Consider the following 24,599-nt stretch of genomic DNA (forward strand, 5'->3'; position numbering starts at 1 on the left):
TCCCTAAAAGGGAGCTTTCCTACCGTGCGTTAACAAGACGCCGTAAATATATCCCTATAGGCTCTACTAAATCACTGACTGCCATGGATTGGCGGAAATGCCAACAAATGTAGGGAACATTTGTGGCCCTGATTTAGAAGCTTGTACCGCACTATTAGCAAAGCTCACGTATCACTTGAGTTAATAAGCTATGTTTAAATGAACTTATAAGCCGTGTATCGCATGGATGCGATAAGCGAGCCTCCATGGACACTTTCTTTTCAAACAAAAGTCGGCGTGCTTATAAGTCATTAAACATTGCCTTACTCCGCAATGCCATTGAACGTACTTCAGGCAGAGCCTAATTGATGATAACCATCTACTGAAGTAGGTGGTTTAGGGCTGAAAACAAAAAGGCTCCCGTGGGAGCCTATAAATTAACAGCTAAATGCAGAACTATTTTTTTAGTTCCTGCTCAAATAGCTCATGAATGCGGCGGTATTCATCCAACCAGCTTGATGGCTGACGGAAACCGTGTGGCTCAACTGGATAAATTGCAGTTTCAAACATCGGCTTTTCAAGTTCAATCAAGCGCTGTACTAGACGCACACTATCTTGGAAGAACACGTTGTCATCAAGCACACCACTCATAATAAGCAGTGGCTTTTGTAAGCCTTCGGCATGCTCAATCGGTGAACTACGCTCATAGGCAATAGGATCGACATCAGGTGTGTTGAGAATATTAGACGTATAAGGTGCGTTGTAATGTGCCCAATCCGTTACCGGACGTAACGCAGCGCCAGCTTGAAACAGTTCAGGTTCATTAAACAGCGCCATAAAGGTTAAGAAGCCACCGTAAGAGCCGCCATAGGTACCTACTTTACCTGCATCAACATTAACGTTGGCCGCCATCCAGTTTACGCCATCTTTAAGATCTTCAACTTCTGGCGTGCCCATTTGACGATACACTGCAGTACGCCAATCGCGGCCGTAGCCTTTAGAGCCTCGATAATCCATGTCCATTACCACATAGCCTTGCTGCGCTAATAAGTTATGGAACATGAACTCTCTGAAGTAACCCGAAAAACCGTAGTGTGCATTTTGCAGATAGCCCGCACCGTGATTAAAGATCACCGCAGGGTACTTATCTGCGTTGTTTTTATCATAGCCTTGAGGCAAATAAACCCGCGCGTAAACCTCGCCCGCACCGTGAGTCGATGGCACAGCAACAACTTCAGGCGCCTGCCATGCATAATTGTTAAAGGCATCGCTGGTGTAGTTCGTTAACTGCTTAAGCTCACCACCTATCGCCTGCACAAACAGTTCAGCAGGCTGAATGCGAGTCGATGCGTTTAATAAAAGGGCCGTGCCATCAGGGCTTAAGGTGTAATCAAGCTGACCTTGCCACTGTGTTAGCTGCTCATCTTTACCTGTTGCAATTTCAACGCGGTAAACGTTATCCATACCAGGGTGAGTCTTATTAGCCTTGTAATAGATAAACTGAGCTTTAGGGCCTAAGGTGATATCACTCACCACAAATTTACCTTGAGTTAATGCCTTGGCTTTCTCGCCTTGCTCTTTTAGGTAAAGATGAGAAAAGCCAGTTTCTTCAGATAGGTAATATAGGCTGTCGCTATTTGGTAACCAACCATACTGATTAAAGTTGTAGTTAACCCAGGCATCATCGTGCAGACGATGTTGAGTCGTTAAGCTAGCTTTCTCGAAGTTAACCGTAGCTATCCAGCGATCTTTATTGTCTACGGCTTCAAGCATTACTGCTACGTTATCGCCTGATTCCGACCATTGAATAGCACTTTGCGACCAGCCCCAATCTTGCATCAACTGTAGCTTGCGTGGCGCTTTCTCACTATCGTAGCTCTCACCTTTGGCTTTAGCGTTCTCAGTTTTTACCGCCGCTAATACATCCTCATCAAAACCAGTTAAGCCTTCGATGGTAATATCTTTTTTTGCATGGGTATCAAGATCTAACAGCACTAGACGCTCACCCGGATTTTTATCTTCTGCAACACGAGCGCGGGCAGGAACAGCATCGACATAACCGTCTTTACCAAGATAGTTTGGCATGATGTCGTGCTCGCCACGCCAGCTATAACTCTTATCTTTTAATGCCAGAATCACGTAGCGACCATCAGGTGACAGGCTTAAGTTAGTAACCACTTCTTTATCACCTAGATACCAAGTCTTAGCCGACATGGTTGGATCGGCTTTAGTTAGCTCAGCTTTATAGTCTTGTTTCGCTTTGGCATTATCTTGCTGCATCGCCACATATTGGATTAGTCTGTGTTGCTGCTTAGCAATATAAGTCGATGGAGCTTGCACGCCTTTAGGCTCAGCGGCCATCTTGATGCTAGCAATCTCCTCTACCAATCCAGAACCTTGATGGATTTTAAAAATATTATCGCCTTGCCAATAAGAGATATCGCCATTATTTAAAAAGCGCACGCCATCTACAGCTGTATTTTGGCGGGTTAGCTGACTCACCTTGCCACTGTTTAGATCTTTAACAAACAAATTACCTTGATAGATATAAGCTTTACGCGTCTTGTCATTATTGAGCACACCGCGGCGTTGATCTGCACTATGCAATTGATTCAGTGCTAACTCACTTGCAGCTGTACCATCAATACTTTGCTGATAGTAAGTTTTGGTCGGTGCGCCGTGGGCCTGTCTAGCGAAATAAATAGACTGACCGTCATCGCTCCAGTAAGCACCTTGGGCAAATAGTCCCATCCAATCAGGATTAGCCATGATTTGATTTAACGTTAACGCTTGGTCGACCTGTGGAGGTGCCGATAAGGCAACTTGAGTAGTTTGGTTAGTACTTTGATTAGTCGTTTGAGCTTGCTCAGAAGAAACTGTGGTTGCACCGCAACCCGCTAATACTGCCAATGAAAGTGCACTTAAGCCGACATGACGAATGACGCTTTTCATATCCATCCCTATTATTATTGGTATTTTTGCGGACTTTTATACCACATTTCGGCAACGGGTTTATCTGAAAAAGCGGTAAAATTTGTAACAGATGGTAGCGATTTAGGTGTTCTTGAGCATGTTGGCTAACAGCTCGTGGCATTGTTCGGTCAATATCGATACTTAGACTGAGAATGAAACTGCACACCATCTATTTTGAGCAGGCTCGCTTACTTGATGCTTATACTTATAACAGAGGGCAAAAATTTAAGTAAGCTTGATAAAGTTTGCTAACAACTCATGGCCTTCTTCGGTCAATATCGATACTGAGACTGAGATTGAAACTGCACATCATAGACACCCTTAACAAGCGTGCTCTATGATTGCTATTTGAAGTTTGTGAAGGAAGGCAAAGAGGTTAGGTGATTTTAATAAAGTTGGCTAATAGCTCGTGGCCTTATTCGGTCAATATCGATACTGAGACTGAGACTGAGAATGAAACTGCACACCATCTATTTTGAGCAGGCTCGCTTACTTGATGCTTATACTTATAACAGAGGGCAAAAATTTAAGTAAGCTTGATAAAGTTTGCTAACAACTCATGGCCTTGTTCGGTCAATATCGATACTGAGGCTGAGAATGAAACTGCACACCATCTATTTTGAGCAGGCTCGCTTACTTGATGCTTATACTTATAACAGAGGGCAAAAATTTAAGTAAGCTTGATAAAGTTTGCTAACAACTCGTGGCCTTGTTCGGTCAATATAGACTCAGGATGAAACTGCACACCATAGATCTTCTTGGCAGGCATACTCATGGCCATAATTTCACGCCCATGCACAGGATCGTCGAACCAGGCATCCATGATAAAACCATCAGGAATAGCATCCACCAGCAGGGAGTGGTATCGAGTGACGGTAAGTGGATTATTCAATCCACCAAATAAACCGCCACCAGTATGGATGATTTGACTCGTCTTACCATGCATGACTCGCTTGGCTCTAACCACATTAGCACCAAATACCTGCGCTATCGCCTGATGCCCTAGACAAACTCCTAGAATAGGCAGCTTGCCTGCAAAATGCTCAATGAACGACAGCGACATTCCAGCCTCGTTAGGCGTGCAAGGGCCGGGTGAGATCACTAAGTGACTCGGTGCTAGAGACTCAATATCTTCAAGACTGATTTCATCGTTACGCTTGACTATAATCTCTTGCCCAAGCTGCTGGAAATACTGCACCAAATTGAAAGTAAATGAGTCGTAGTTGTCGATCATTAAGATCATAAAAGATCCAAAAACCTATATCGCTGTGTTTTATTGCCTCAAGCTTAGCCAGTGGGCCTGCTAAGTATGCTCAATAAAACTAAATGTGGATGAATTGGGCGCAGATGCTACCACAGCCATCATATTGGATCACCTGAGTTTATCTTCTCGCAGCGTGAATGACTCTAAACGCTGCCCAAAAGCGGCGGCGAGTGTTTCAAACCCAGGGGTTTGCGCCAACTTTCGGTAACTAGCCTGAGCCTCTGGCCATTGCTGCTCTAGCCAGTAACTCTGGCCAATTAACAACTGTGCTTGCCCCTGCAGCTCATTACGCCGCTGACGTGCGTGTTTGATCTCAGCTGCAGTGCCCAAAGGCAGAATTTGTTGACCAACTTTACTCCAGGCCTTGCGCGCATTATCGCCCTGTTTTAGCGCCGCATATAGCTGCCCTTGGAGCAGGTAAAAATCGTCTATTAACCTAAGTGAGCTTTTCATACTGTCATTATCGTCATTGAGATTCGTGTCTTTGAAACTAACGTGACCGAGGTTGCCTTGATTTAAGCGACCTCTGTCAACTGCAGTGCCATGTAAGTTATCACTATTAAAGGCTTGTAAAAAAGCTAGCCCTTGATCATATCGTCCCGATAGCCATGCATATTGTGCGCAAGCTAAATCTTGTGTATCAAACGCTTCGAAAGACAAGCTATTCGCAGTCAGAGTTAATGACGTACAAGACGCCGCAAGATTATAGGCTTTAATCTGCCCAAATAGCCCAAACCTATTTTGCAGGCTACGGCTCGCACTACTCAGCCCTTGCAACTGAGCAGAAACATCACTTGCAACAGCAGCCTCAAGCTTATTATCTAACCCTAGCTCAGCCCGAGTTAATACTTGCCAAGCAGTAAGGTTAGCGGGCTCAAAAGTAAGCCACTGCTGCGCACTTACTTTGCTCTGCTGCCATTGCTCAAGCGCAAGCTGACTGTAACTAATAATAGGCCACCAATGTAGTTTCACATCTGCAGAGTACAACAGATCAATTGCCGCTTGATATTGGCCTAACTGATAATGAGCATAACCTCGCATATAGCGTATTTGCGCTGCAATAGGCTCATCTAGCATCGATAATTTCAGCCGGGTTAATGTCGCGATAGCCGCCTTATATTGCTCAAGCTGTAATTGACTATGGCCTAAATTAATCGCGATTTGGCTTTGCTGCGGATAAAGTTGATAGCCTCTCAGCCAGCAGCTTAGCGCCTTAGTATCAGCACCTGTATCACCTAGAGTCTTACATACATATTGAAATACGACTTGGTGAGGCTTTGATTGCTCAAGTAGCGGTATCATGAGTTTAAGCGCGACATCCAATTCATTACGTTCTAATAATGCAGTCGCTTTACTTAATACACCTGACTCATATCGATTTAAATCCCGACCAACGCTAGTATTCACATCTTGCCCATGGCTGAGACTTGAGACCAGCAATAACATTAGTGCCGATAATTTGAGGTAATTCATTGTTAACCAACCTTAAAGTTAATCGGTACATCAACAAAGACTTTCACCGCTTCACCAGATAAAACGGCTGGTTTAAATCGCCACTTTCGTGCAGCCTCAATTGCTGACTGGTCAAACACTTGCTTAGGTTTAGCTTCTAACACTTCTGCTTGGCTAACGACACCATCAGCCTCCACTATGAGCCGTAACAGCACTCTGCCACCTTGCTTAAACTTGCGCCCAGCCAACGGCATTTTAGGTTGAATAAAACGTAATAACTCTGGCGCTTTGTCGACATCTTTAATTCCTGCTATAACAGGTGTAATGCTTGGCAGACTTAAACTATTAACTGTCGGAACCGCCATAATAGGCACCTGCAACGGCATATCTGCAACCGTTGGCATAATCGGTATGCTAGTGGACACTGGTGTTGCGGCGTTTGCAGTTACTGGTTTGCTTTGCACCTCTTTTGCCGTTGGTATTTTAGGTTTTTCAGGTGGCAACAGCGGCAGAGGTAGCTCCTTAGTTTGCTTGGCAAGGAACTGCCTTGGTTGATTATCATTGAGGCTGTTAGGCAAGTAATAACAGAGCAGTATCGTTACGACTATAGACAGCAAAAACCGTGCACTAATAACCAAGGCTCTATGGACGACTATGCTCATCAGTGGATCTCTGATGCTACGGAGCTAAAGCTTATTCCGGCCTGCTTGGCAATATCCAGCACTTTTATCGTTACCCCTGTTGGGCAGTTGGTATCAGCTACGACTAACAACTTAGCTTTAGGTGTTTGACTGGCAATCTGCTGCAACTTGCCTGGCAGATAATAGATATCAATCTCTTTGGATTCAAAATAGACCCGCCCAGTGGTATCAAGTGTCACTACAATTGGGCTGCCATCGACACTGGTGGCCGTGCTGGCTTGAGGGCGCTTGATCTCGACAGATGATTGCTGCACAAAGTTGGTCGACACAATAAAGAAGATCAGCAAGATAAACACCACATCAAGCATAGGCGTCATGTTGATTTCAGGATCTTTATCTTGTCTAAATCGATCGCTAAGCATTAGCGCCTCCAGCTAATAAATTAGTATCGACACGGTTTAATTTTCGCTGCCAAAAAAAAGCTAATATGGCGCCAGTTAAACCGACAAACAAACCGGTTTGTGTGGTCACCATCGCCATAGAGATCCCGGCAGAGATCACCGCAGGATCGTGAAACCCATAATTGCCCCCCGCATCAAACATGGCGATCATACCGCTCACAGTGCCAAGTAATCCTAATAACGGTGCCACCATAGCAAGTAACTTAACCCCTTGAAGATCGCCATACTGCTGAGCCTGTGCCTGTCTTAGTGCTAACGAGCGCAAACGTTGATTAAGCCAGTCACGCTCTGTTGTTAGCCCACTTTGCTTGGCTTCTAAGCTAGTCTCTTTAAATAAGGCACGACTGACTAACCATAACATCCATAAACAGCAGATAAATAGCGGCCACATCACTATGCCACCTAGCTCAATAAAGCCTAAAACGGCATGAAAAAATTGCTCTAATGACCCTATCAAACTACTTTGAGCCATGGCATTCCCCTTGCTCAAGGTTGAGCGCTAGTAACAAGGCTGATTGCTGCTCCATATTCAAACTTAAAGCTTGAGCGCGGCGCTTTAACGGGTAATGCAGCAATAACAGAGGCAGTGCCACCAGCAAGCCAGCCTGAGTGGTGATTAGCGCCTTACTGATCCCTTGAGATAGCAATTTAGGGTCGCTATTGCCGAACTCGGTTAAAGACTGAAATGTTTCAATCATCCCCGACACAGTTCCTAGTAAACCTAGCATTGGAGCCATGGCAGCAAGCAGCGCAATAAAGCCAAGACCTCGCTCAAATTGCGCCATCTGTTTCAGCATCAACTGCTTGAGCCGCTGATCCATTGCGTCAACACAGCTACCTTCAACAATGGCATTAGCTAACACTTTCGCTGCTGGCACTCGAGACACACTCTGTAGTTGCTGCTTAATCTTTAGCAGATCCGCTTTAGCGCTATCATCTTTTTGAAGCTGGGCTAATGGACGCCAATACAGCAAGATCACCGCGCGCCAAAGGGCGATCAGTAAGCCAAGCGCTGCTAAAATAAGAATTGGCCACAACACTTCGCCACCATCTTTTACCCATTGGCCAACGCTTTGCTTTTGCGCCAAGCTTGGCAACATGCGGCCTTGACTTAAATCCATTGCCAATAGTTGAGTTTCCCCATCTATCCACGCTTTTAGCTGCAGACTAACACCGGTATCAACAGGCGTAATTGCGGTTGGCAGTTTGTCAGTAAAGGCAATGAAACTCGGTAAATCCGTATCGGTTACGGCCATTAAACCACCAAATACGAGTAGCTCTTTTGTGCTAACACTGCCATCGGCTTGGCTTATTGGTGCAGAAGTACGGGCAACTTGTGCTGTCATCTGCATATCGTCAACGGCGTAACCGATAAGCTCATTAAGTTGCGACAGGCTTGGAAAGCTTGAGCTCGCCTTAGCGACAGCTAAACTTTGCTCTCGCTGCACTTCAATTAAGCTTGTAGAACTTTGCTGCCATTGCTGCGTTAAACTACTCAGCGCTTTTTGATAAGCCCCTTGAACCAGCTGCATATCATCAACAGCTAGTTGATAACTGCCAGTTAACTGCTGCTTTTGCTGATTAAGCGCGACTAGTTGCTCATTTAATGCTGCGAGCTGTGCGCGTTTACTGGCTAATCTTGCGCTTAACTCTTGTTGGTTAGATTTAACCTCATCGATCTCTTGTTTTAATTGATGCTCCCAAGCGCTATTTTGCTGACGGATATCAGCCACTCGGTTATCGATTTGTGCCTTTTGCTGCAGATAATTACCAGCAGCTTTGCTCACTTGAGTGTCTGCAACAGCTTGGCCTTGGGCAAAGACTTGAATAGAAGCACTAAAGAATAAAATAGCAATCACAGCCCTCATTATTTAGAACCTCCTAATGGAAGCTTCACAATCTTCGCTACCTGTTTATTGGCGGTGATAGCCATGGCTAATTTAATGTCACCTTGTTGATCGACAGGTAATGGCCGCCACTGGCGAGACTGCCCATCAAACCAACCTAAATGTTGCTCATCAGGCGTAATATAAAACCAAGATAAACGTCCAAGTCGCAATAAATTAACCTGCACTGGCTGCTCATCGACTGCGATAACCTCTTGAGTTAACTGCAGTCCATAACCATAAGCAACCTCTATGGTCATCACATCGAGTAAGCGCCTGAAACGCTCGGCTAATGGCAGAGCATTACTATCCATTGCGGTACGTAAAAATGCTAAGCGACGTTTACGCTCATCAAAGTCAAACGGAAGATCGCTGCTCACTTGACGCTCTAACATGGCATACCAGATCTCAAGCTGTGGCTCGAGCTCCTGCTTTAATGCAGTTATCGTGGCAATGTCTTGCTGCAACTGCGCAACCTCAGCTTGCAAGGACGCTAAATACCTTTGCTGTTTTTGCAGCTGATACTCAGTCCAGTAAAGCTCACCTAAGTCTTGTTGTTGCTGCGATAAAGACTGTGCTTTTTGCTGTTGCCATGCAGCCGCCTCTTCGCCAAGCTGCACTGCTTGTATTACAGGTTGTTGTATTTGTTCTAGCCAGCGCTCTGCTAACTGGCGATTAGAGTCACTTGCAACCGAAGTCGCACTGGCCGTTAGTGGCAACACACTAAAAGCTGCTAATAAACTGATATAAACTCGAGCTAGCATTTGCGGCCCCCTTTTTTGATTGAGCGACGCCAAAACACCAGCCCTTGTAACAGTAAACTCACCAGCAATAAGCAATAACAGATAAAGAAATAGTTAATCAGTGGGTTATGTACCGCTAACATCTTAACTTGCACGCCTTTTGCCTCTTGTTGATAAGGCACACGAAAGTCCGTCACAGTGATATACAGATCGCCCCAGTTAAATGGACGCAGGAAACCTGCATGACCACTGACTGTCTGCTCGCCGTTGCTTATCTCAAAATAAGCATTATTAATGCGCGGATCGAATACCTCTACGCTACGACGAGTGATACGGCCTGCCGGGCTAAAACCTTCTTCATCTTCGATAATTTGGCTGACATCATTGCGGTAATCCACTTTGACTAACTCGATTTGGTAACGACCACTGTTAATACGCTCACCTTGATGCAGCACTACGCTGTCGTGGCCATGAATAAACACTAAATCGACACCGTGGAAAATAAACACCAATAAGGTCAGAATATGGATCGGTAGCATCATGATCCGTGGGCTACGCCAGCGCTTATGGCGCCAAGTCGGCAGCAGATCGCGCCAAGAACACAGTGCGGTGTTTAGCCCAAGTAAAAACATCAAACCAAATAGGCCAACAAGCCAACTTGCCACAATAGGCGCATTAGCTAAACTCTGCATCCACTGCGACATTGGCAGATCGTTCAGTGAGCGCAGTACTTGCCGATAAGCATCTTGTTCACTCATGGCTACGCCAAGTGCAAACCACACAGACAACAGCAGTAGCAGCACAAAGGCTAACCGCATCGAAAATAACCAGTTCATTTTCATGACAGGCGATACCCCAACATCAATACGCAAATAAAGCCAAGCACTGCAGCCTTGCCTAAAGCCAACGCTTTGCCATTAGCAAACCAAGCTTTTGGTAAGTGAAACACTAAGATAAATAGCAGGTAAGTGAGGGCCGAGAAAAAGAAATGCCCACTCCAACTCCAGCTGCGTCCCCAGCCAATAAAAGCCCAATAGCTACCAGAGATTTCCCCACCAAGAAACGCGGTACCCGCTAATAAACTTAATAAATGGCTATGGTTCTCTAAACGAGGATCACGAGCAAACGCGTGCAATAAGTAACCCACACAGCCTGCAATGGCTAAGCCCAATGCAATGGGGCGAGAAAGAAAGAACAGCTGCGCCCACAGTGAAGTAAGCATGGCGCTGTCACCTATTGGTGGCTCAAGTGTTTTGCTGTAGATAAGCAGTAATAACGCTAAGACACACACAGACCAGACATAGTTAGCTTGTAAACTGCTACGGATAGGTAAAATGCAAACAGCTAGCAAGCTCACAATAGCAGTCACAACAAGGTAAGTTGCCACACTGCTACCCGGAAACAGTAGGCTATTAGCATTGATTAAGATAAGTGTCATAATTGATAATGCTAACAACACCATGCTTACTAAACGCGCTGCAATAAAGCCTTGTTCAAATGACTTAGCTTGCTTCAAACTGACATCATTCATTTGTTGGGTTCACCTGTTAATGCCGCATTGCCTACGCTAACAAACTGCATTAGTTTTTGCGGCAAATTAGCATCTTCAACATCAATAATTTCAGGATTATTAAGCGACCAGTGGCGGCAAACCTGCTCGATTAAACTTGGTCGCACCACCCAGATATGTCGGCTATTCGTCACAGAAAGCAGAGGCGCTATCTGCTTGCCAAAGCCTTGTCCACCAAGCTCCATCGGCCCTATTTCATCTACAATACAGATATCGCCTTGCATAAAGTGGATGTGGTCAAGCGCCCGTTTGCCTAATGCGATCCCCTCTTCGGTAAAGGTGAATCGAGTGCCGGTTTTCTTATCGAGTACTCCTGTGCGATGACCAAACAAGCACTTCTCACCTGTGGCGATATCGACAATATCGCTACTAAAACGTCGACCATCCTGCATCACTCCTGGACATAGCATTCCTTTAAGCGCTATCTGGTGTTGCTTACACCGCGCGATAAATGCCCCTAAGGCAGTGGTTTTGCCACTACCACTTTCGCCAGTAATAATGAGCACTTTACTCATACTGAGCCCCAATATATTTTGCGGCATAAAAAACTCCTGCTCGGCGACTTGATAGCTGGCCGTTGCCAAACCATACAATCGACTAATATTTTTGCTGGTCATCACGGCGTTACGCTCGCCATAATCCAACACTTTACCGTGCTCCAATAGCAGCACTTTATCAGCGTATAGCTGGGCTAAGTTTGGATCGTGCAATATGGCAATCACGGCGGTTTTAGATTCAACGCAGCTACGTTTAACCTGCGAAAGGATTTGATATTTATTACGGTAATCAAGATGGTTCGTTGGCTCATCGAGCAGTAATAATTGCTCACTCTGAAATAGCGCTCTAGCCAGTAACACCAACTGACGTTCGCCACCCGACAGACGGTTATAATCTGCTTTGGCCAAGGCTCCAACATCAAGCAGTTGCATCACTCGTTTAGCGTCATTAATATCTTGCTCAGAAGGAGACTCGAAGGTTGATAGAAAAGGGGTACGCCCCATTACCACCATTTCAAGCGCAGTAAAAGCAAAGGCAGTTTCTTGCTGCTGTGGCACCAAAGCCATCTGCTGGGCAATTTCGGCTCGGCTCATTTTCTCCAGCGGACGAGAATTAAGATGAACAGCACCTTTGCTAGGTTGATTGAGACCACATAGACAGTTCATCAATGTGGTTTTACCTGCACCATTAGCCCCTAAAACCGCTAAAAACTCGCCTGCTGCTAACTCGAAACTAATATCTTCTAATAAGCACTTGTCACCGACAGCGTAACTAATATGGTTAACCGATAGCATTAGTAGGCCCCTCCCTGACGGAAACGAAACAGCAAAAAGGCAAACAGTGGTGCACCAACCAATGAGGTCACGATACCGATTGGGATCTCCATGCTAAAGCTCGCCCGTGCCACACTGTCTGCGAACAGCAAAAATATCGCACCTACCGCAGTTGATAAGGGAATAAGCCGCATATTGTTAGCACCAGTAAAAGTGCGCACCATGTGCGGTACAACGAGACCAATCCAAGCAACTGAGCCAACGGTTGCGACACAAGAAGCGACGATAAACGAGCTAGTCACAATTAACACCATACGCAGTCTTGCAGGTTCCACCCCAAGGCTGCGGCATTGGTGATCGCCCAAGCAAAGTACATTGAGGCGATAACGCAGCGTATGGATAAGACCATAACCTAGAGCTACAGGCACAATCAGCTGCGCCACAGTACTCCAGCTGCTCACCGACAAAGATCCCATCAACCAAAAAACAATAGCTGGTAGCTCACCATAAGGATCAGCTAGCGCTTTTAACATGGTAAGGCCTGCGCCAAATATCGAGCCGACAATAATGCCGGTCATAATCATCAGCAGTAAGCTGTTACTACCAAAGCGCTTAGCCATAAACATGGCAGCACATGCTGCAGTTAAACCACAAATAAATGCCAGCAATTGCACCATAAGCCAACTGCTACCCGGTAAAATCAGCCCCATAGCCGCGCCAAACATACAGCCAGATGCCACACCTAAAATGTCGGGAGAAACCAGCGGATTACGAAAGACTCCCTGATAAACCGCGCCAGATACGGCCAGCCCGGCGCCAACAATCAGTGCTGTCAGTAAGCGAGGAAAACGGATCAACAGAATGACCCGCTCTTCCTGAGTCAAGTTATCAGGTACTTGGCCTGTAAGTATTAAACTACTCAGCACCGATGGCAGTTTTTGAATAGCGCTGAATAAATCGCTTGGGTTAATCGAGAAGCGCCCAGCACAAATACCAACTAAGCCAACCACAATGGCAATCCCGAGCCATTGCACAGGTTGTATCGCGCGTGTTTTTGCTACAAACATTGGCTCATCTCTTGTAGCGGTGAAAGGCAAGCGTCACCAAAGGCCACTTGATAGTAATGGGCAATTTCGGCATTTAGATCGATGTTTATAAATCTTTCAGGGTAAGCATGCGCGGCAATATATAAAGCACCCGCCATCGCCATCGGTGACGGCATATCCCAAAAGCTACCTTTAGGTATTTTGATGTGCGGCAACTGAGCGAGTTGGGTCATCAGTGACTTGTTCAGTTGCTCATCCACTTTAGTTGAATCATTAGACTCACGTACCAGCACCTGTGGCTGCCATAACAGGAGTTGCTCAGCATTCACTTTTGGATAGAAACCCGGTACGCCAGTGGCAACGTTTTCTACTCCAGCAACTGCCATCAGCTGATGCTGAAACATCTGTTCACTCGCTGTGCGGTATAGATCTGAGCTATTAGCATAATATGCACGTAGGCGTTGATCGTCACTAAGCCCTTTCAATCCTGTTTGAATAATTTCGGCTAAACGTTGGTTTTCAGCTGCTATCTTAGCCGCCTTGTCTTCCGTACCCGTGGCTTTCGCTAATAGCGACAGCACAACTTCACTATCTTTAAAACTTTCAGGTTGGATAACCAAGCTAGCAATGCCTAAAGAAGTCAGGCGATCCGCCAATCTATAACCGTCTTTCTTACCAAAGACTAAAACCAGATCCGGCTTCAATGCGACGATGGTTTCTAAACTCGTTCCAGCCGAACGACTGCCGATCACCACTGGATCGCGCTCAGCTAAAATACGGTTTATAAATGGAGAGTGCTTGGTGCTACCACCGATACCAACAAGTTGATCTGCAAGCCCAAGGCTTAAAGAAAATAGGTTAGCAGGTGTAAACGTCGTCACAATACGTGAGGCAGGCTTTTGCAGAACCACCTCACGGCCTTGTTGATCGACCAAGTGTATCGGCGCTGCCGATACACTTGAAAGACCACAAAGGAGAATGACAACAGCACTAAATAGTCTGTTTAGCATTCTGACTCCTTAGAAGCGGTACTTTACGCCCACTTCATAAGAGCGGCCTTCGTTTGGCTGACCGTATCCTTCGTAGTGCGACTCATCGAGTAGGTTGTTTAGATTAACGTAAGCAGAAAGCTGCGGTGTAATCGATTTCTTAATACCCATATCAATAGTTAACGTATCTGACTCCCACTCATCTGAACGCTCATCAATCATGATGTCAGTGCGGTAGCGAACGCGTAAGTTACTATCAATATCTAACCAAGGCTGATACCAGTTAACGATCGCAGTAACAGAGTCTTTTGGAATGTCACGGAAGTAATCCGAATCACGGTCAACACTCTTGTTACGTGCATGGGTATAAGTGTAATCCAGAGATAAGCTGATATTTTCTGTTAGCTGACTTAAGGTAGTGATCTCGATACCGTAAAACTCTGACTTACCAATGTTTTGGTAGATTTCAAGGTCCCAACCTGGATCCGTTGGATCAGGCATATAAGTAGAGACAATCTTATCGCTCACATCATGGTAGAACAGGCCGATATCGATACTGTTTAATAATTTATGGCTAAAATCATTCTTCCAGCCTAAGGTATAGCTAGTATTACGCTCAGGTTTAATATCGTGGCGCGCACCAGTGTCGTCATACATCTCAGTAAAAGTCGCAAAGCGAGTCTTTTGAGCAATAGAGCCATAAACTAAACCTGCGTTATCGAAGGTGTAGCTCATACCTAACATTGGATCGAGTGTATCCGAGCCATCTTCACCCGGTGCCGCATCGTTGCCACGGTCTTCAACCACCGTTTGTTTATGCCATGCAACACCTGCAACCACATTTAAAGCACCAAATGTCATGGTATCTTCAGCGGCCAAGCTAATGGTATCAAGCTGAGAACGCTCATAAGCGTGAGAGCGGTCAGGATCCACATAGGCAACATTCTTCTTCTTATGAACGTCATTCTTAAAGTTCACAGAAAGACTTAAACTGTTCCAATCGGCTAGCGCCATATCGGTAAACAGAGCGCCACCAGCGGTATAATCGCTAAAGCTACTGGTCGCAAGTTTTACCTCTTTCTCAGGATTGCTATAGGAGTCATAGCTATCGTTATGCATGTGGTAGTAACCTAAAGCACGCACTGTTAGCCAATCATTAACGCGGTGTAAACCGCTTAAATCCATACCGGTATCTTTGTATTCAGAGATATCAGCAAAACTACTAAAGTCACTAAACACCTTGTTATTACGGGTGTTGTATGGCAATTCGCGATCTGAATCTAAACTAAAAACACTAGCAAATAGTTCGGTACTTTCGTTGGCGTAACCACCACGGACCCAGATGTTAGTCGACTCGTAGGCTGAGTTTTCGCGCTTACCGCCATCTTCAACAACCATCTGCTTTGGCAAGTCGCCATATTTATCTCTAATGTCAGATAAAACAGGCTCGAAATCATTAGACATGCGCATCGCATCACGACCACGATGATCAACAGTTGCGAATAAGCTAAAGCCATTTTTGCCTAGGCTAAGTGAAGCTGACTCATGATTCTGGCCCATCTGCCCGAATGAAGCCTGAACATCACCACTAACACCATCTTGACCTTTCTTGGTGATAATATTGACGACGCCACCCATGCCATTAGGTCCATAAAGTACAGATGAAGCACCTTTAACAACCTCGATCTTGGCAATAATGCTCGCTGGAATTTGATTAAGATCTAGCTGACCGTAGTTGGTTTCATAGTAAGGCACACCATCAAGTAAAATAAGCACTTTATCTTGCTCAAACCCTTGAATGGTCAGAAATTTCTCACCTTTACTCGATTGAGCAACATGTACTCCAGGGACATAGTCGAGTGCATCAGCCGCAGTCTTTGCACCAATTAACTCAATTTGCTCTGCGGTCATAGTGTTGTTGATAGCAATATCTTTAACACCTGTTTGGTCTGACACGACGATTTCACCAAGTGAAAAAACATCGTTTGCTTCATTAGCCATTGCAGCAGGGCACGACAATAAACTGCTGATGATAACTGCTATTTTTGTATTTCTTGTTCTGATCACCTAAGACTCCGATCTGCTCGTTATAGTGACTAAGCAAACTTCCATACGAAAGTGTTAGCTAGTCATAAATTCGCGCGTATCTTAGTCTTAATCTGCTGTTACGAGTTTTTACAACACTAAACTCTAGACAGGTGTCACCCAATAAAAAACCAATTACGACGTAACAACCTATTGTTACAGCAACAAAAGGACAAATAGTCACAACCAGACAAGTTGACCAACCTAATATGTCTACAGTTAAACCTGTAACTCCTTAATAAATATAACCTAAATTAAGGAGGGCTAAGTTATCTCCATATTTAACGAACCATGCATTTATTTAAGGTTAGACCTAATAATTTTCCATAAAAAAAGCCAGTCCTAAGACTGGCTTTTTATTCGCTTGAAACTGACTTATCAGCTTATTTAACTAAGGTTAAATGACCGCGTCGTTTTGGCTCTTTAGCCTCCACTTTCTCGGCTTCTGGTTCGCTAGTTTCAACCACTGGCTCTTTCACAACTGAAAGTCCTGCTTCCTCTTCGAAGTCATCATCTAATTGATACGCTTCTTCGAGTTCGAAGACGGTACCAGCACCGTTCTCACGGGCGTAGATAGCAACAATAGAGGCCATAGGCAATAGTACCTGCTGAGGAACACCGCCAAAACGCGCACTGAACTCAATAAACTCGTTAGTGATCTGTAGTCCAGCTACAGCACTCTCGGTAATATTAAGTACAATTTGACCATCTTTAACATATTGCTGCGGAACTTGAGTGCCGGGCACATAAGCATCAACAACAACATGGGGCGTTAACTGGTTATCCATCAACCAGTCGTAATAGGCCCGCAGCAAATATGGACGGTTCGGGGTTAGCTCTTTCATTAGATACCCATGCGCATTTCGCGCTCAGTCTCAGTTAGAGAAGCTTTAAATGATTCACGATCGAATAAACGTGTCATGTAAGCTTTGATATCTTTAGCAGTACGGCTATCAAGTTCGATGCCTAATACTGGTAGGCGCCACAATAATGGACCAAGATAGCAATCTGCTAGGCCAAATTCTTCGCTCATGAAGTAAGGCACTTCACCGAAGATTGGCGCGATAGCAGTAAGACCTTCTTGAAGCTCTTTACGAGCCGCATCAGCACGATCGCCTTTGCGAATACGCTCAACAAGGGCATACCAGTCTTCTTCGATGCGGTGCATCCAAAGACGTGTTTGGCCACGTGAAACCGGATAAACAGGCATTAGTGGAGGATGAGGGAAACGCTCATCTAGATACTCCATAATGATACGAGAGTTATAAAGAACTAGCTCTCTGTCTACCAAAGTTGGCACTGTGTTGTATGGGTTTAGCTCGATCAAGTCTTCAGGGATCTCATTAGGATCAACCTGTAGTACATCAACCGTAACACCTTTTTCAGCAAGAACGATACGAACTTGATGGCTATAAAGGTCGTCTGCACCTGAATACAGGGTCATGATTGAGCGTTTATTGGCAGCAACAGCCATTGATACCCTCCGGGATTCACAAATAAAAAGCACAAAATGCAAACGTAAACGAGGAGCAAGGCTCCCCGTTTACAATTTGCGGATAATACATTCTAACCTTTATTTGAGGTTAGTGTACATCTTTCCAGTACTCTTTCTTTAAGAGGTAGGCCACAATAAAGAAAATGAACAAGAAGCCCATCACCCACCAACCTAGAGTTTCACGCTCAAGTTTGACCGGGTCGCCAGAGTAAACCAAGAATCCTGTGATATCACGAACCACTTGATCATACTCTTCAGCAGACAAGGCACCACCGGTCGCAACCAATGTTCCATCTTCCTGTTTAATCGGAAGACCTTGAAGGCCTTCAAGCACATGCGGCATACCTACCAATGGGAAGATTGTGTTGTTCACACCAAATGGACGGCTTTCATCTTTATAAAAACCGTGGAGGTATGAGTAGATCCAATCTTCACCACGTACTCGAGCAACCAAAGTTAAGTCAGGAGGTGAGGCACCGAACCATTTAGCCGCATCGGCATCAGGGATAGCATTCTCCATCAACTCACCAATTTTGGCACCTTCAGGTAAGTACTTAATACGCATCTCATCTAATGGAATGCCTAAGTCAGTCGCTACACGTTCATAGCGCTGATACTGAGTACTATGACAACCTGCACAGTTATTTTGGAATAAATCCAATCCACGCTGCAGAGACTCTTTGTCGTTTAGATCAATATTGGCCTTCTCTAGAGGTGCTCCACCTCCGGCTGCAATAGCCAGAGTTGGCACCAATGCAACTAATGCAATCAGTAATTTTTTCATTAGTGTGTCAACCTCTCTGGTACTGGCTTAGTCTTTTCATTCTTACTGTAAATCCATAGGAATAAGAAGAAACCAAAGTAAGTTAGAGTGAAGATACGTGCTGCTATTGTTAGCGCCGGAGTAGCAGGCACCGCACCTAAGTAACCCAGTACCAAGAACGAAACTGCAAACTGAGAAATGTTCAGCTTGTGAGTCATGCTACGGTAGCGAATTGACTTAACCTTACAACGATCTAACCATGGCAATACAAACAGCACTGCAATAGCTAAGCCCATGCCGATAACACCCATTAATTTGTCTGGGATAGCACGTAAAATTGCATAGAAAGGTGTGAAATACCAAACAGGTGCAATATGCTCAGGTGTCTTCATTGGGTTAGCCGCTTCAAAATTCGGCTTCTCGAGGAAGTAACCGCCACCTTCAGGCATAAAGAACAATACATAACAGAAGACAATTAGGAAGCCTGCGACGCCCATGATGTCTTTAACTGTGTAGTATGGGTGGAATGGAATACCATCTTTTGGCCAGCCATTCTCATCTTTGTTCTGCTTAATCTCGATACCGTCAGGGTTGTTAGAGCCCACTTCATGCAGTGCGATTAAGTGTAAGAACACTAAAACAACAAGCACAAGCGGCAGAGCAATAACATGCAATGCGAAGAAGCGGTTTAGAGTCGCCCCCGAAACAACGAAGTCACCTCGGATCCACAGCGTTAGGTCATCACCGATAACAGGAATTGCACCAAACAAGGAGATAATTACCTGTGCGCCCCAGTAAGACATCTGTCCCCAAGGTAGTAGGTAACCCATAAAGGCTTCTGCCATCAACACAAGGAAGATGAGCATACCAAATAACCACAACAACTCTCTAGGCTTCTGGTATGAACCGTAGATTAGACCACGGAACATATGAAGATAGATCACCACAAAGAAGGCTGAGGCTCCGGTGGAGTGCATATACCGCAGCAACCAACCGTACTCAACATCACGCATAATATATTCAATAGAAGCAAACGCACCTTCTGCTGTAGGTACGTAGTTCATTGTTAACCAGATACCTGTCAGCAACTGGTTTACCAGTACTAACATGGCTAGTGAGCCAAAGAAGTACCAGAAGTTGAAGTTGGTTGGTGTCGCATACTGACCTACATGACGATTATACGTAGCGGTCATTGGAATGCGCTCATCAATCCAGCTGATAATATTCTTAACCATTACGCAGCTCCTTTATCAACACCGATAAGCACGGTGCTATCATCAAGATATTGATGTGGAGGGATGACTAGGTTTAACGGCGCAGGTACACCTTGGAATACGCGACCAGCCATATCAAACTTTGAGCCGTGACATGGGCAGAAGAATCCTGACGCAACACCTTCAACTTGTTCACCAAATGTGTCTGGTAAGTAAGTTGGAGAACAACCCAAGTGAGTACATAAGCCAACGGCAATGAAGTACTCAGCTTTAATTGAACGCCCAGGGTTCTGCGCATATGCAGGTTGCTGCGGCTCAACTGAATCAGGATCGCGAAGCTGTGCATCAATTGCTGGTAGACCATCCAAGATCTCCTGCGTGCGACGAACAACCCATACAGGTTTACCACGCCATTCAACTCGAATAAGTTGACCTGGCTCTACTTTACTTATGTTTACTTCAACCGGCGCACCTGCAGCTTTCGCTTTGGCACTCGGATTCCATGACTTTATAAACGGAACCGCTACAGCAGCGGCACCAGCACCACCAACTACGGCGGTGGCTGCGGTCAGAAATCTGCGACGTCCGGTATCGACTGGCGCATTGCTCATCCACTTGTCTCCAGAGAGTGTTGGAATTTTTGTTTTATCTATCTTCTTCATAACTGATTCAAACCGGAATTTGAATCCAAGTTTGAGACGGAGCCCATTATAGCCAAAAATTAGAACCAGATCATAGTTAAAACACTCAACTTAGTTAACTATGTTGCCATTATTGCTACTTCTGCATAAAAAGCATGCATCAGAACTCACAAAAATGGTCATTTCCTGTAGCAGAACATTTAAATACTTTCATTCATATTCTTCTAAATTAGTGACTTAGGTGGTGTAAATTGATTTTTATTGGCTACAACTTGATAGTTGACTGAATAGGTAGGAATTAACGACCGGTCATAAATTGCGTATATCAGGCATAAAAAAAGGCCTAACTTATCGTTAGACCTTTTTATTAATCAAAAAGATTATTTTCCAGTAGAACTCTTCATATATCTAAAGAACTCACTGTCTGGTTCAAGCACCATTACATCTTTATCACCAGAGAAGCTTGCCTTATATGCGTCTAAACTACGCGTAAAGCTGAAGAACTCTTCATCTTTGGTGTAAGCGTCGGCATAGATCTTAGCCGCCTCTGCATCACCTTCACCACGAATAGTCAGAGCTTTACGCTCAGCTTCCGCAGTTTGAATGGTTACACTAGCATCAGTCTTAGCACGGATAATTTCCGCTTGCTCCTGACCCTGTGCACGATGTTCTTTAGCAACGGCTTGACGCTCTGCGCGCATACGCTGATAAATACTGGTACTGACGTTTGCAGGTAAGTTAATTTGCTTAACTCGAACATCGACAACTTCAACACCTAAGTCTTTCGCACTCTCGGCTGCATTTTTCAATGCATCCGATTGCAACTCATCGCGGCTACCAGAAACAATCTCTTTAATCGTTCTGCGACCAAACTCGGTACGAAGATCGTTGTTAATCTTACGCTGTAGCAAAGTTTCGGCATTAGCCTTAATACCACCATTGGTAGAAAGGTAATAACGTTCGAAATCTTTAATGCGCCACTTCACGTATGAGTCGACCATTAAGTCTTTCTTCTCAGAAGTTACGAAGCGGTCCGCTGCGCCATCTAGAGTTTGTACTCGCGAATCCATATACTTGATTTTATCAAGCATAGGTATTTTCAAGTGAAGACCTGGAGCATAAACACGCGTCACACCGTCGTCTTTAAGAACTTTACCGAAGCGTGAAACAATGGCACGTTCGCCTTCGTTCACAACCAAAAGTGAAGACAATGAAATCGCAATAAGCACCGCTACGATTATCGCTGTAAATCTACCCATCACTTAGTTCCTCCCCAACGAACGTTCACCTCTAGATGGGCGACCATCGAGAGGAATGCTGCTGTTAGTGTGAGTTGTACTATTAACTGACATCGCAGGCTTTGCCGGTTTAGTATTAGTGCTGGCAGACTTATGCGACTGGCTATTCTGCATCAACTTGTCTAATGGTAAATACATCAAGTTACCACTATTCTTGGCATCGATAAGAACTTTATTGGTGCCACTCATAACTTCCTGCATCGTATCAAAGTACATACGTTCGCGAGTCACTTCTGGCGCCGCTTGATACTCAGGCAGTAACTGTTCGAAACGAGCTACTTTACCTTTCGCTTCTAAAATCACTCGCTGCTTATAAGCAATCGCTTGTTGATCCATGCGCTGTACAGTACCACGAACCTTTGGCTCTAACTGACGTGAGTAAGCTTCAGCTTCACGAATGAAACGTTGCTCATCCTCTTGTGCTGCAATCGCATCATCGAAGGCATCTTTCACCTCTTCTGGTGGACGAGCTGGCAAGAAGTTCACATCAACAACTGAAATACCGAGTTTATACGGTTTGATAATTCGCTCGATTTCGTCCCATGTGTCACGACGAATTTTATCACGACCAGTAGTCAAGATATCATCCATAGTGTTATGGCCGATAACGTAACGTAGCGCGCTATCTGTCGCCTCACGCAAACTCGCATCTGCATCGACTACGCTATAGAGGTAATCTTTCGCGTTACTCACTCGATACTGCACATCTAGTTGAACAAGGACAACGTTTTCGTCGGCTGTTAGCATACTTCCAGAAGCTGGAATAGAACGAACCGTTTGTACGTTTACAGGCGTCACTTCATCAATAAAAGTGGCTTTCCATTGAAGGCCTGGATCGACTTCCCCGATATATTCGCCAAAACGAAGAGCAACACCTTTCTCAGCTTCTTTAACCGTATAGAAACCTGAAAGTCCCCATACAACTATTGCGATAACTAGAACAATGATTAAGCTGGCCGCACTAATGCTGCCTCCAGAACCATTACCCTTGCCACCGAAGCGCTTAGAAAGGTTACGAAAAACTTCATCTAAATCTGGTGGTCCTTTATCATTACCACCTTTATTGCCATTTCCCCAAGGGTCTTGACCCTTGTTACCGGGCTCGTTCCAAGCCATTTAGTACTCCATAAGTGTATGAAATAAACGAGATTACTAAAATACTTAATTATGCGACGACTGGGTCGACCACAAAAGTCTCTAATTCACCTTGGCTCTGTTTTACTAATCGGCGCCAATCGGCATCCAATAAGCGAACAGAGATCATACAGTTCCCCAGATCGTCATACTCTTTCTGCTGTATTACATCCAGTTTATAAAACTGGCCGAGATAATGCCCCGCCGAAGCTGGGATTTGCAAGGTTAGCTCTTGGATTGCTTTACCAACAAGTTGGTTAATGGCGTCCTCAACTAATTCCAAGCCTTTTTGCTGCTGAGCAGAAACCCAGACTCTAATCGGTGTCCCCTCGTCATCGTAGTCGATGCGTGGTTTCACCTCATCCAATAGATCGATTTTATTGCAAACGATCAACTGTGGAATATCTATGGCATCGATCTCTTTGAGCACTTTTTGAACTTGCTCAAAGTTATCGGCCATCTTTTCATCTGCACTATCGACAACATGCAGCAGTAGATCTGCCTGTCGTGTTTCTTGCAGCGTTGCTTTAAATGCAGCGACTAAATCATGAGGCAGATGCCTAATAAATCCAACAGTATCAGCAAGGATAACATCACCATCAGGCAATTCTAACTTACGTAACGTTGGATCTAATGTCGCAAAAAGCTGATCCGCAGCATAAACATCAGATGTTGTTAAGCCGTTAAACAGTGTCGATTTACCCGCGTTGGTATAACCTACCAAAGACACGGTTGACATATCACTGCGTTGACGTGCTCTACGGCTCTGATCACGCTGCTTATCAACTTTCTCTAAGCGACGATTAATTGTGCGGATCCTTCCTCTCAATAGACGCCTATCGGTTTCTAATTGAGTTTCACCAGGGCCACGAAGACCAATACCGCCTTTTTGACGCTCTAAATGCGTCCAACCTCTGATCAGGCGAGTAGACATGTGGCGCAATTGCGCTAGCTCCACCTGTAGCTTACCTTCGAATGTTCTTGCTCTTTGAGCAAAAATATCCAAGATCAAAGTTGTTCTGTCTAGTACACGGCACTCGCAAATTTTCTCAAGATTACGCTCTTGAGCCGGACTTAATTTGTGATTAAATATAACCACATTGGCATCCGTTGCCGCAACCATCGCAGCTAATTCTTCAGCCTTGCCCGAGCCAACAAAATATTTACGGTCCGGTGAACGACGACTTCCTGAGATCACACCAATTGACTGAGCACCAGCCGAGTCAACTAAAAGCTTTAGCTCATCTAAGTCTTCTCGGTTGTTTTCATCAGTAAAGTCGATATGGACAAGTACCGCTTTCTCTCCCGCCTCATAACGATCAAACAAAAAGCAATCTCCTTAACAAGTTACTTCTCGTCGCCATCGTCATGCTGAGCGTTATAGCCAGCTTGAGCATTTGTCGCTTGGTGGTTGCTCACGTTGAATGGACGTGAAGGCACCACAGTAGAAATGGCATGCTTGTAAACCATTTGGCTTACTGTATTTTTAAGCAAAATAACAAACTGGTCGAAAGACTCAACTTGTCCTTGAAGCTTAATGCCGTTAACAAGATAAATAGATACTGGAACGCGTTCACGACGCAATGCGTTCAAAAACGGGTCTTGTAAAGATTGCCCCTTTGCCATTTTCTAATTTCCTTTTTAATTAAAATTAATAGTTATTTTAATACAATAAAACTTTATCTTTGGTTTTA

Annotated in this window: 23 protein-coding genes; all 23 read right to left on the bottom strand. The window is 44.8% G+C overall.

Annotated elements, in window-relative coordinates; all coding sequences use genetic code 11:
* Positions 1-435 precede the first annotated feature (435 nt).
* Complete coding sequence (locus SPEA_RS18505; RefSeq protein WP_012156716.1) at positions 436-2,931, bottom strand: S9 family peptidase; 2,496 nt, start codon at positions 2,929-2,931, stop codon at positions 436-438.
* A gap of 691 nt (positions 2,932-3,622) precedes the next feature.
* Entirely contained in the window at positions 3,623-4,195 is a 573-nt protein-coding gene (locus tag SPEA_RS18510; RefSeq protein ID WP_012156717.1) for an anthranilate synthase component II, read from the bottom strand.
* 129 nt (positions 4,196-4,324) lie between these two features.
* Positions 4,325-5,689 carry a tetratricopeptide repeat protein gene (locus tag SPEA_RS18515; protein ID WP_012156718.1) on the bottom strand — a complete coding sequence of 455 codons (1,365 nt, stop codon included), beginning with the start codon at positions 5,687-5,689 and terminating at the stop codon, positions 4,325-4,327.
* Between the two features lie 2 nt (positions 5,690-5,691).
* Positions 5,692-6,330 carry an energy transducer TonB gene (locus SPEA_RS18520; protein ID WP_012156719.1) on the bottom strand — a complete coding sequence of 213 codons (639 nt, stop codon included), beginning with the start codon at positions 6,328-6,330 and terminating at the stop codon, positions 5,692-5,694.
* Positions 6,330-6,731, bottom strand: a complete 402-nt coding sequence (locus SPEA_RS18525; protein ID WP_012156720.1) for an ExbD/TolR family protein — start codon at positions 6,729-6,731, stop codon at positions 6,330-6,332. The genes SPEA_RS18520 and SPEA_RS18525 overlap by 1 nt, the downstream gene beginning before the upstream one ends.
* Positions 6,724-7,242 carry a MotA/TolQ/ExbB proton channel family protein gene (locus SPEA_RS18530; protein ID WP_012156721.1) on the bottom strand — a complete coding sequence of 173 codons (519 nt, stop codon included), beginning with the start codon at positions 7,240-7,242 and terminating at the stop codon, positions 6,724-6,726. Before SPEA_RS18530 ends, SPEA_RS18525 begins: the two co-directional genes overlap by 8 nt.
* Complete coding sequence (locus tag SPEA_RS18535) at positions 7,229-8,638, bottom strand: MotA/TolQ/ExbB proton channel family protein (protein ID WP_012156722.1); 1,410 nt, start codon at positions 8,636-8,638, stop codon at positions 7,229-7,231. Before SPEA_RS18535 ends, SPEA_RS18530 begins: the two co-directional genes overlap by 14 nt.
* Complete coding sequence (locus SPEA_RS18540; protein ID WP_012156723.1) at positions 8,638-9,420, bottom strand: DUF3450 domain-containing protein; 783 nt, start codon at positions 9,418-9,420, stop codon at positions 8,638-8,640. Before SPEA_RS18540 ends, SPEA_RS18535 begins: the two co-directional genes overlap by 1 nt.
* On the bottom strand, positions 9,414-10,241 hold the full coding sequence (locus SPEA_RS18545) for a hypothetical protein (protein WP_012156724.1): 828 nt from the start codon (positions 10,239-10,241) through the stop codon (positions 9,414-9,416). Before SPEA_RS18545 ends, SPEA_RS18540 begins: the two co-directional genes overlap by 7 nt.
* Positions 10,238-10,930 carry a hypothetical protein gene (locus SPEA_RS18550; protein WP_012156725.1) on the bottom strand — a complete coding sequence of 231 codons (693 nt, stop codon included), beginning with the start codon at positions 10,928-10,930 and terminating at the stop codon, positions 10,238-10,240. The genes SPEA_RS18545 and SPEA_RS18550 overlap by 4 nt, the downstream gene beginning before the upstream one ends.
* The gene (locus tag SPEA_RS18555; protein ID WP_012156726.1) at positions 10,927-12,261 is read right to left on the bottom strand and encodes an ATP-binding cassette domain-containing protein; all 1,335 of its coding nucleotides are present in this window, start codon (positions 12,259-12,261) and stop codon (positions 10,927-10,929) included. The genes SPEA_RS18550 and SPEA_RS18555 overlap by 4 nt, the downstream gene beginning before the upstream one ends.
* Positions 12,261-13,307: a FecCD family ABC transporter permease gene (locus SPEA_RS18560; protein WP_012156727.1), complete on the bottom strand. Its 1,047-nt coding sequence runs from the start codon at positions 13,305-13,307 to the stop codon at positions 12,261-12,263. Before SPEA_RS18560 ends, SPEA_RS18555 begins: the two co-directional genes overlap by 1 nt.
* The gene (locus SPEA_RS18565; protein ID WP_012156728.1) at positions 13,298-14,296 is read right to left on the bottom strand and encodes an ABC transporter substrate-binding protein; all 999 of its coding nucleotides are present in this window, start codon (positions 14,294-14,296) and stop codon (positions 13,298-13,300) included. The genes SPEA_RS18560 and SPEA_RS18565 overlap by 10 nt, the downstream gene beginning before the upstream one ends.
* Positions 14,297-14,305: 9 nt before the next feature.
* A complete protein-coding gene (locus tag SPEA_RS18570) occupies positions 14,306-16,342 on the bottom strand; it encodes a TonB-dependent receptor plug domain-containing protein (protein WP_012156729.1) in 2,037 nt (678 codons plus the stop codon).
* Between the two features lie 401 nt (positions 16,343-16,743).
* A complete protein-coding gene (locus SPEA_RS18575) occupies positions 16,744-17,205 on the bottom strand; it encodes a ClpXP protease specificity-enhancing factor (RefSeq protein WP_012156730.1) in 462 nt (153 codons plus the stop codon).
* Complete coding sequence (gene sspA, locus SPEA_RS18580) at positions 17,205-17,834, bottom strand: stringent starvation protein SspA (RefSeq protein ID WP_012156731.1); 630 nt, start codon at positions 17,832-17,834, stop codon at positions 17,205-17,207. Before sspA ends, SPEA_RS18575 begins: the two co-directional genes overlap by 1 nt.
* A 109-nt stretch (positions 17,835-17,943) precedes the next feature.
* A complete protein-coding gene (locus SPEA_RS18585) occupies positions 17,944-18,639 on the bottom strand; it encodes a cytochrome c1 (RefSeq protein WP_012156732.1) in 696 nt (231 codons plus the stop codon).
* Positions 18,639-19,853: a cytochrome b gene (locus SPEA_RS18590; protein WP_012156733.1), complete on the bottom strand. Its 1,215-nt coding sequence runs from the start codon at positions 19,851-19,853 to the stop codon at positions 18,639-18,641. The genes SPEA_RS18585 and SPEA_RS18590 overlap by 1 nt, the downstream gene beginning before the upstream one ends.
* Complete coding sequence (petA, locus tag SPEA_RS18595) at positions 19,853-20,443, bottom strand: ubiquinol-cytochrome c reductase iron-sulfur subunit (RefSeq protein WP_041411088.1); 591 nt, start codon at positions 20,441-20,443, stop codon at positions 19,853-19,855. The genes SPEA_RS18590 and petA overlap by 1 nt, the downstream gene beginning before the upstream one ends.
* 410 nt (positions 20,444-20,853) lie before the next feature.
* Complete coding sequence (gene hflC / locus SPEA_RS18600; protein WP_012156735.1) at positions 20,854-21,732, bottom strand: protease modulator HflC; 879 nt, start codon at positions 21,730-21,732, stop codon at positions 20,854-20,856.
* A gap of 3 nt (positions 21,733-21,735) precedes the next feature.
* Complete coding sequence (hflK, locus tag SPEA_RS18605) at positions 21,736-22,887, bottom strand: FtsH protease activity modulator HflK (protein ID WP_012156736.1); 1,152 nt, start codon at positions 22,885-22,887, stop codon at positions 21,736-21,738.
* Positions 22,888-22,936: 49 nt separating this feature from the next.
* Entirely contained in the window at positions 22,937-24,232 is a 1,296-nt protein-coding gene (gene hflX / locus SPEA_RS18610) for a ribosome rescue GTPase HflX (RefSeq protein ID WP_012156737.1), read from the bottom strand.
* Between the two features lie 20 nt (positions 24,233-24,252).
* Positions 24,253-24,531, bottom strand: coding sequence for an RNA chaperone Hfq (hfq, locus tag SPEA_RS18615; protein WP_012156738.1), 279 nt, complete (start codon positions 24,529-24,531; stop codon positions 24,253-24,255).
* Positions 24,532-24,599: the final 68 nt, after the last annotated feature.

The sequence above is a fragment of the Shewanella pealeana ATCC 700345 genome, from assembly GCF_000018285.1.
Lineage (GTDB): Bacteria > Pseudomonadota > Gammaproteobacteria > Enterobacterales > Shewanellaceae > Shewanella > Shewanella pealeana.

Coding starts and splice junctions, on each gene's coding strand:
- hflK (WP_012156736.1), bottom strand. CDS start 22,887: ATGGCTTGGAACGAGCCCGGTAACAAGGGTCAAGACCCTTGGGGAAAT.
- SPEA_RS18530 (WP_012156721.1), bottom strand. CDS start 7,242: ATGGCTCAAAGTAGTTTGATAGGGTCATTAGAGCAATTTTTTCATGCC.
- SPEA_RS18510 (WP_012156717.1), bottom strand. CDS start 4,195: ATGATCTTAATGATCGACAACTACGACTCATTTACTTTCAATTTGGTG.
- SPEA_RS18560 (WP_012156727.1), bottom strand. CDS start 13,307: ATGTTTGTAGCAAAAACACGCGCGATACAACCTGTGCAATGGCTCGGG.
- SPEA_RS18590 (WP_012156733.1), bottom strand. CDS start 19,853: ATGGTTAAGAATATTATCAGCTGGATTGATGAGCGCATTCCAATGACC.
- hfq (WP_012156738.1), bottom strand. CDS start 24,531: ATGGCAAAGGGGCAATCTTTACAAGACCCGTTTTTGAACGCATTGCGT.
- SPEA_RS18550 (WP_012156725.1), bottom strand. CDS start 10,930: ATGAATGATGTCAGTTTGAAGCAAGCTAAGTCATTTGAACAAGGCTTT.
- sspA (WP_012156731.1), bottom strand. CDS start 17,834: ATGGCTGTTGCTGCCAATAAACGCTCAATCATGACCCTGTATTCAGGT.
- SPEA_RS18525 (WP_012156720.1), bottom strand. CDS start 6,731: ATGCTTAGCGATCGATTTAGACAAGATAAAGATCCTGAAATCAACATG.
- SPEA_RS18585 (WP_012156732.1), bottom strand. CDS start 18,639: ATGAAAAAATTACTGATTGCATTAGTTGCATTGGTGCCAACTCTGGCT.
- SPEA_RS18540 (WP_012156723.1), bottom strand. CDS start 9,420: ATGCTAGCTCGAGTTTATATCAGTTTATTAGCAGCTTTTAGTGTGTTG.
- hflC (WP_012156735.1), bottom strand. CDS start 21,732: ATGGGTAGATTTACAGCGATAATCGTAGCGGTGCTTATTGCGATTTCA.
- SPEA_RS18520 (WP_012156719.1), bottom strand. CDS start 6,330: ATGAGCATAGTCGTCCATAGAGCCTTGGTTATTAGTGCACGGTTTTTG.
- SPEA_RS18565 (WP_012156728.1), bottom strand. CDS start 14,296: ATGCTAAACAGACTATTTAGTGCTGTTGTCATTCTCCTTTGTGGTCTT.
- petA (WP_041411088.1), bottom strand. CDS start 20,443: ATGAGCAATGCGCCAGTCGATACCGGACGTCGCAGATTTCTGACCGCA.
- SPEA_RS18555 (WP_012156726.1), bottom strand. CDS start 12,261: ATGCTATCGGTTAACCATATTAGTTACGCTGTCGGTGACAAGTGCTTA.
- SPEA_RS18505 (WP_012156716.1), bottom strand. CDS start 2,931: ATGAAAAGCGTCATTCGTCATGTCGGCTTAAGTGCACTTTCATTGGCA.
- SPEA_RS18535 (WP_012156722.1), bottom strand. CDS start 8,638: ATGAGGGCTGTGATTGCTATTTTATTCTTTAGTGCTTCTATTCAAGTC.
- SPEA_RS18575 (WP_012156730.1), bottom strand. CDS start 17,205: ATGAAAGAGCTAACCCCGAACCGTCCATATTTGCTGCGGGCCTATTAC.
- SPEA_RS18545 (WP_012156724.1), bottom strand. CDS start 10,241: ATGAAAATGAACTGGTTATTTTCGATGCGGTTAGCCTTTGTGCTGCTA.
- SPEA_RS18515 (WP_012156718.1), bottom strand. CDS start 5,689: ATGAATTACCTCAAATTATCGGCACTAATGTTATTGCTGGTCTCAAGT.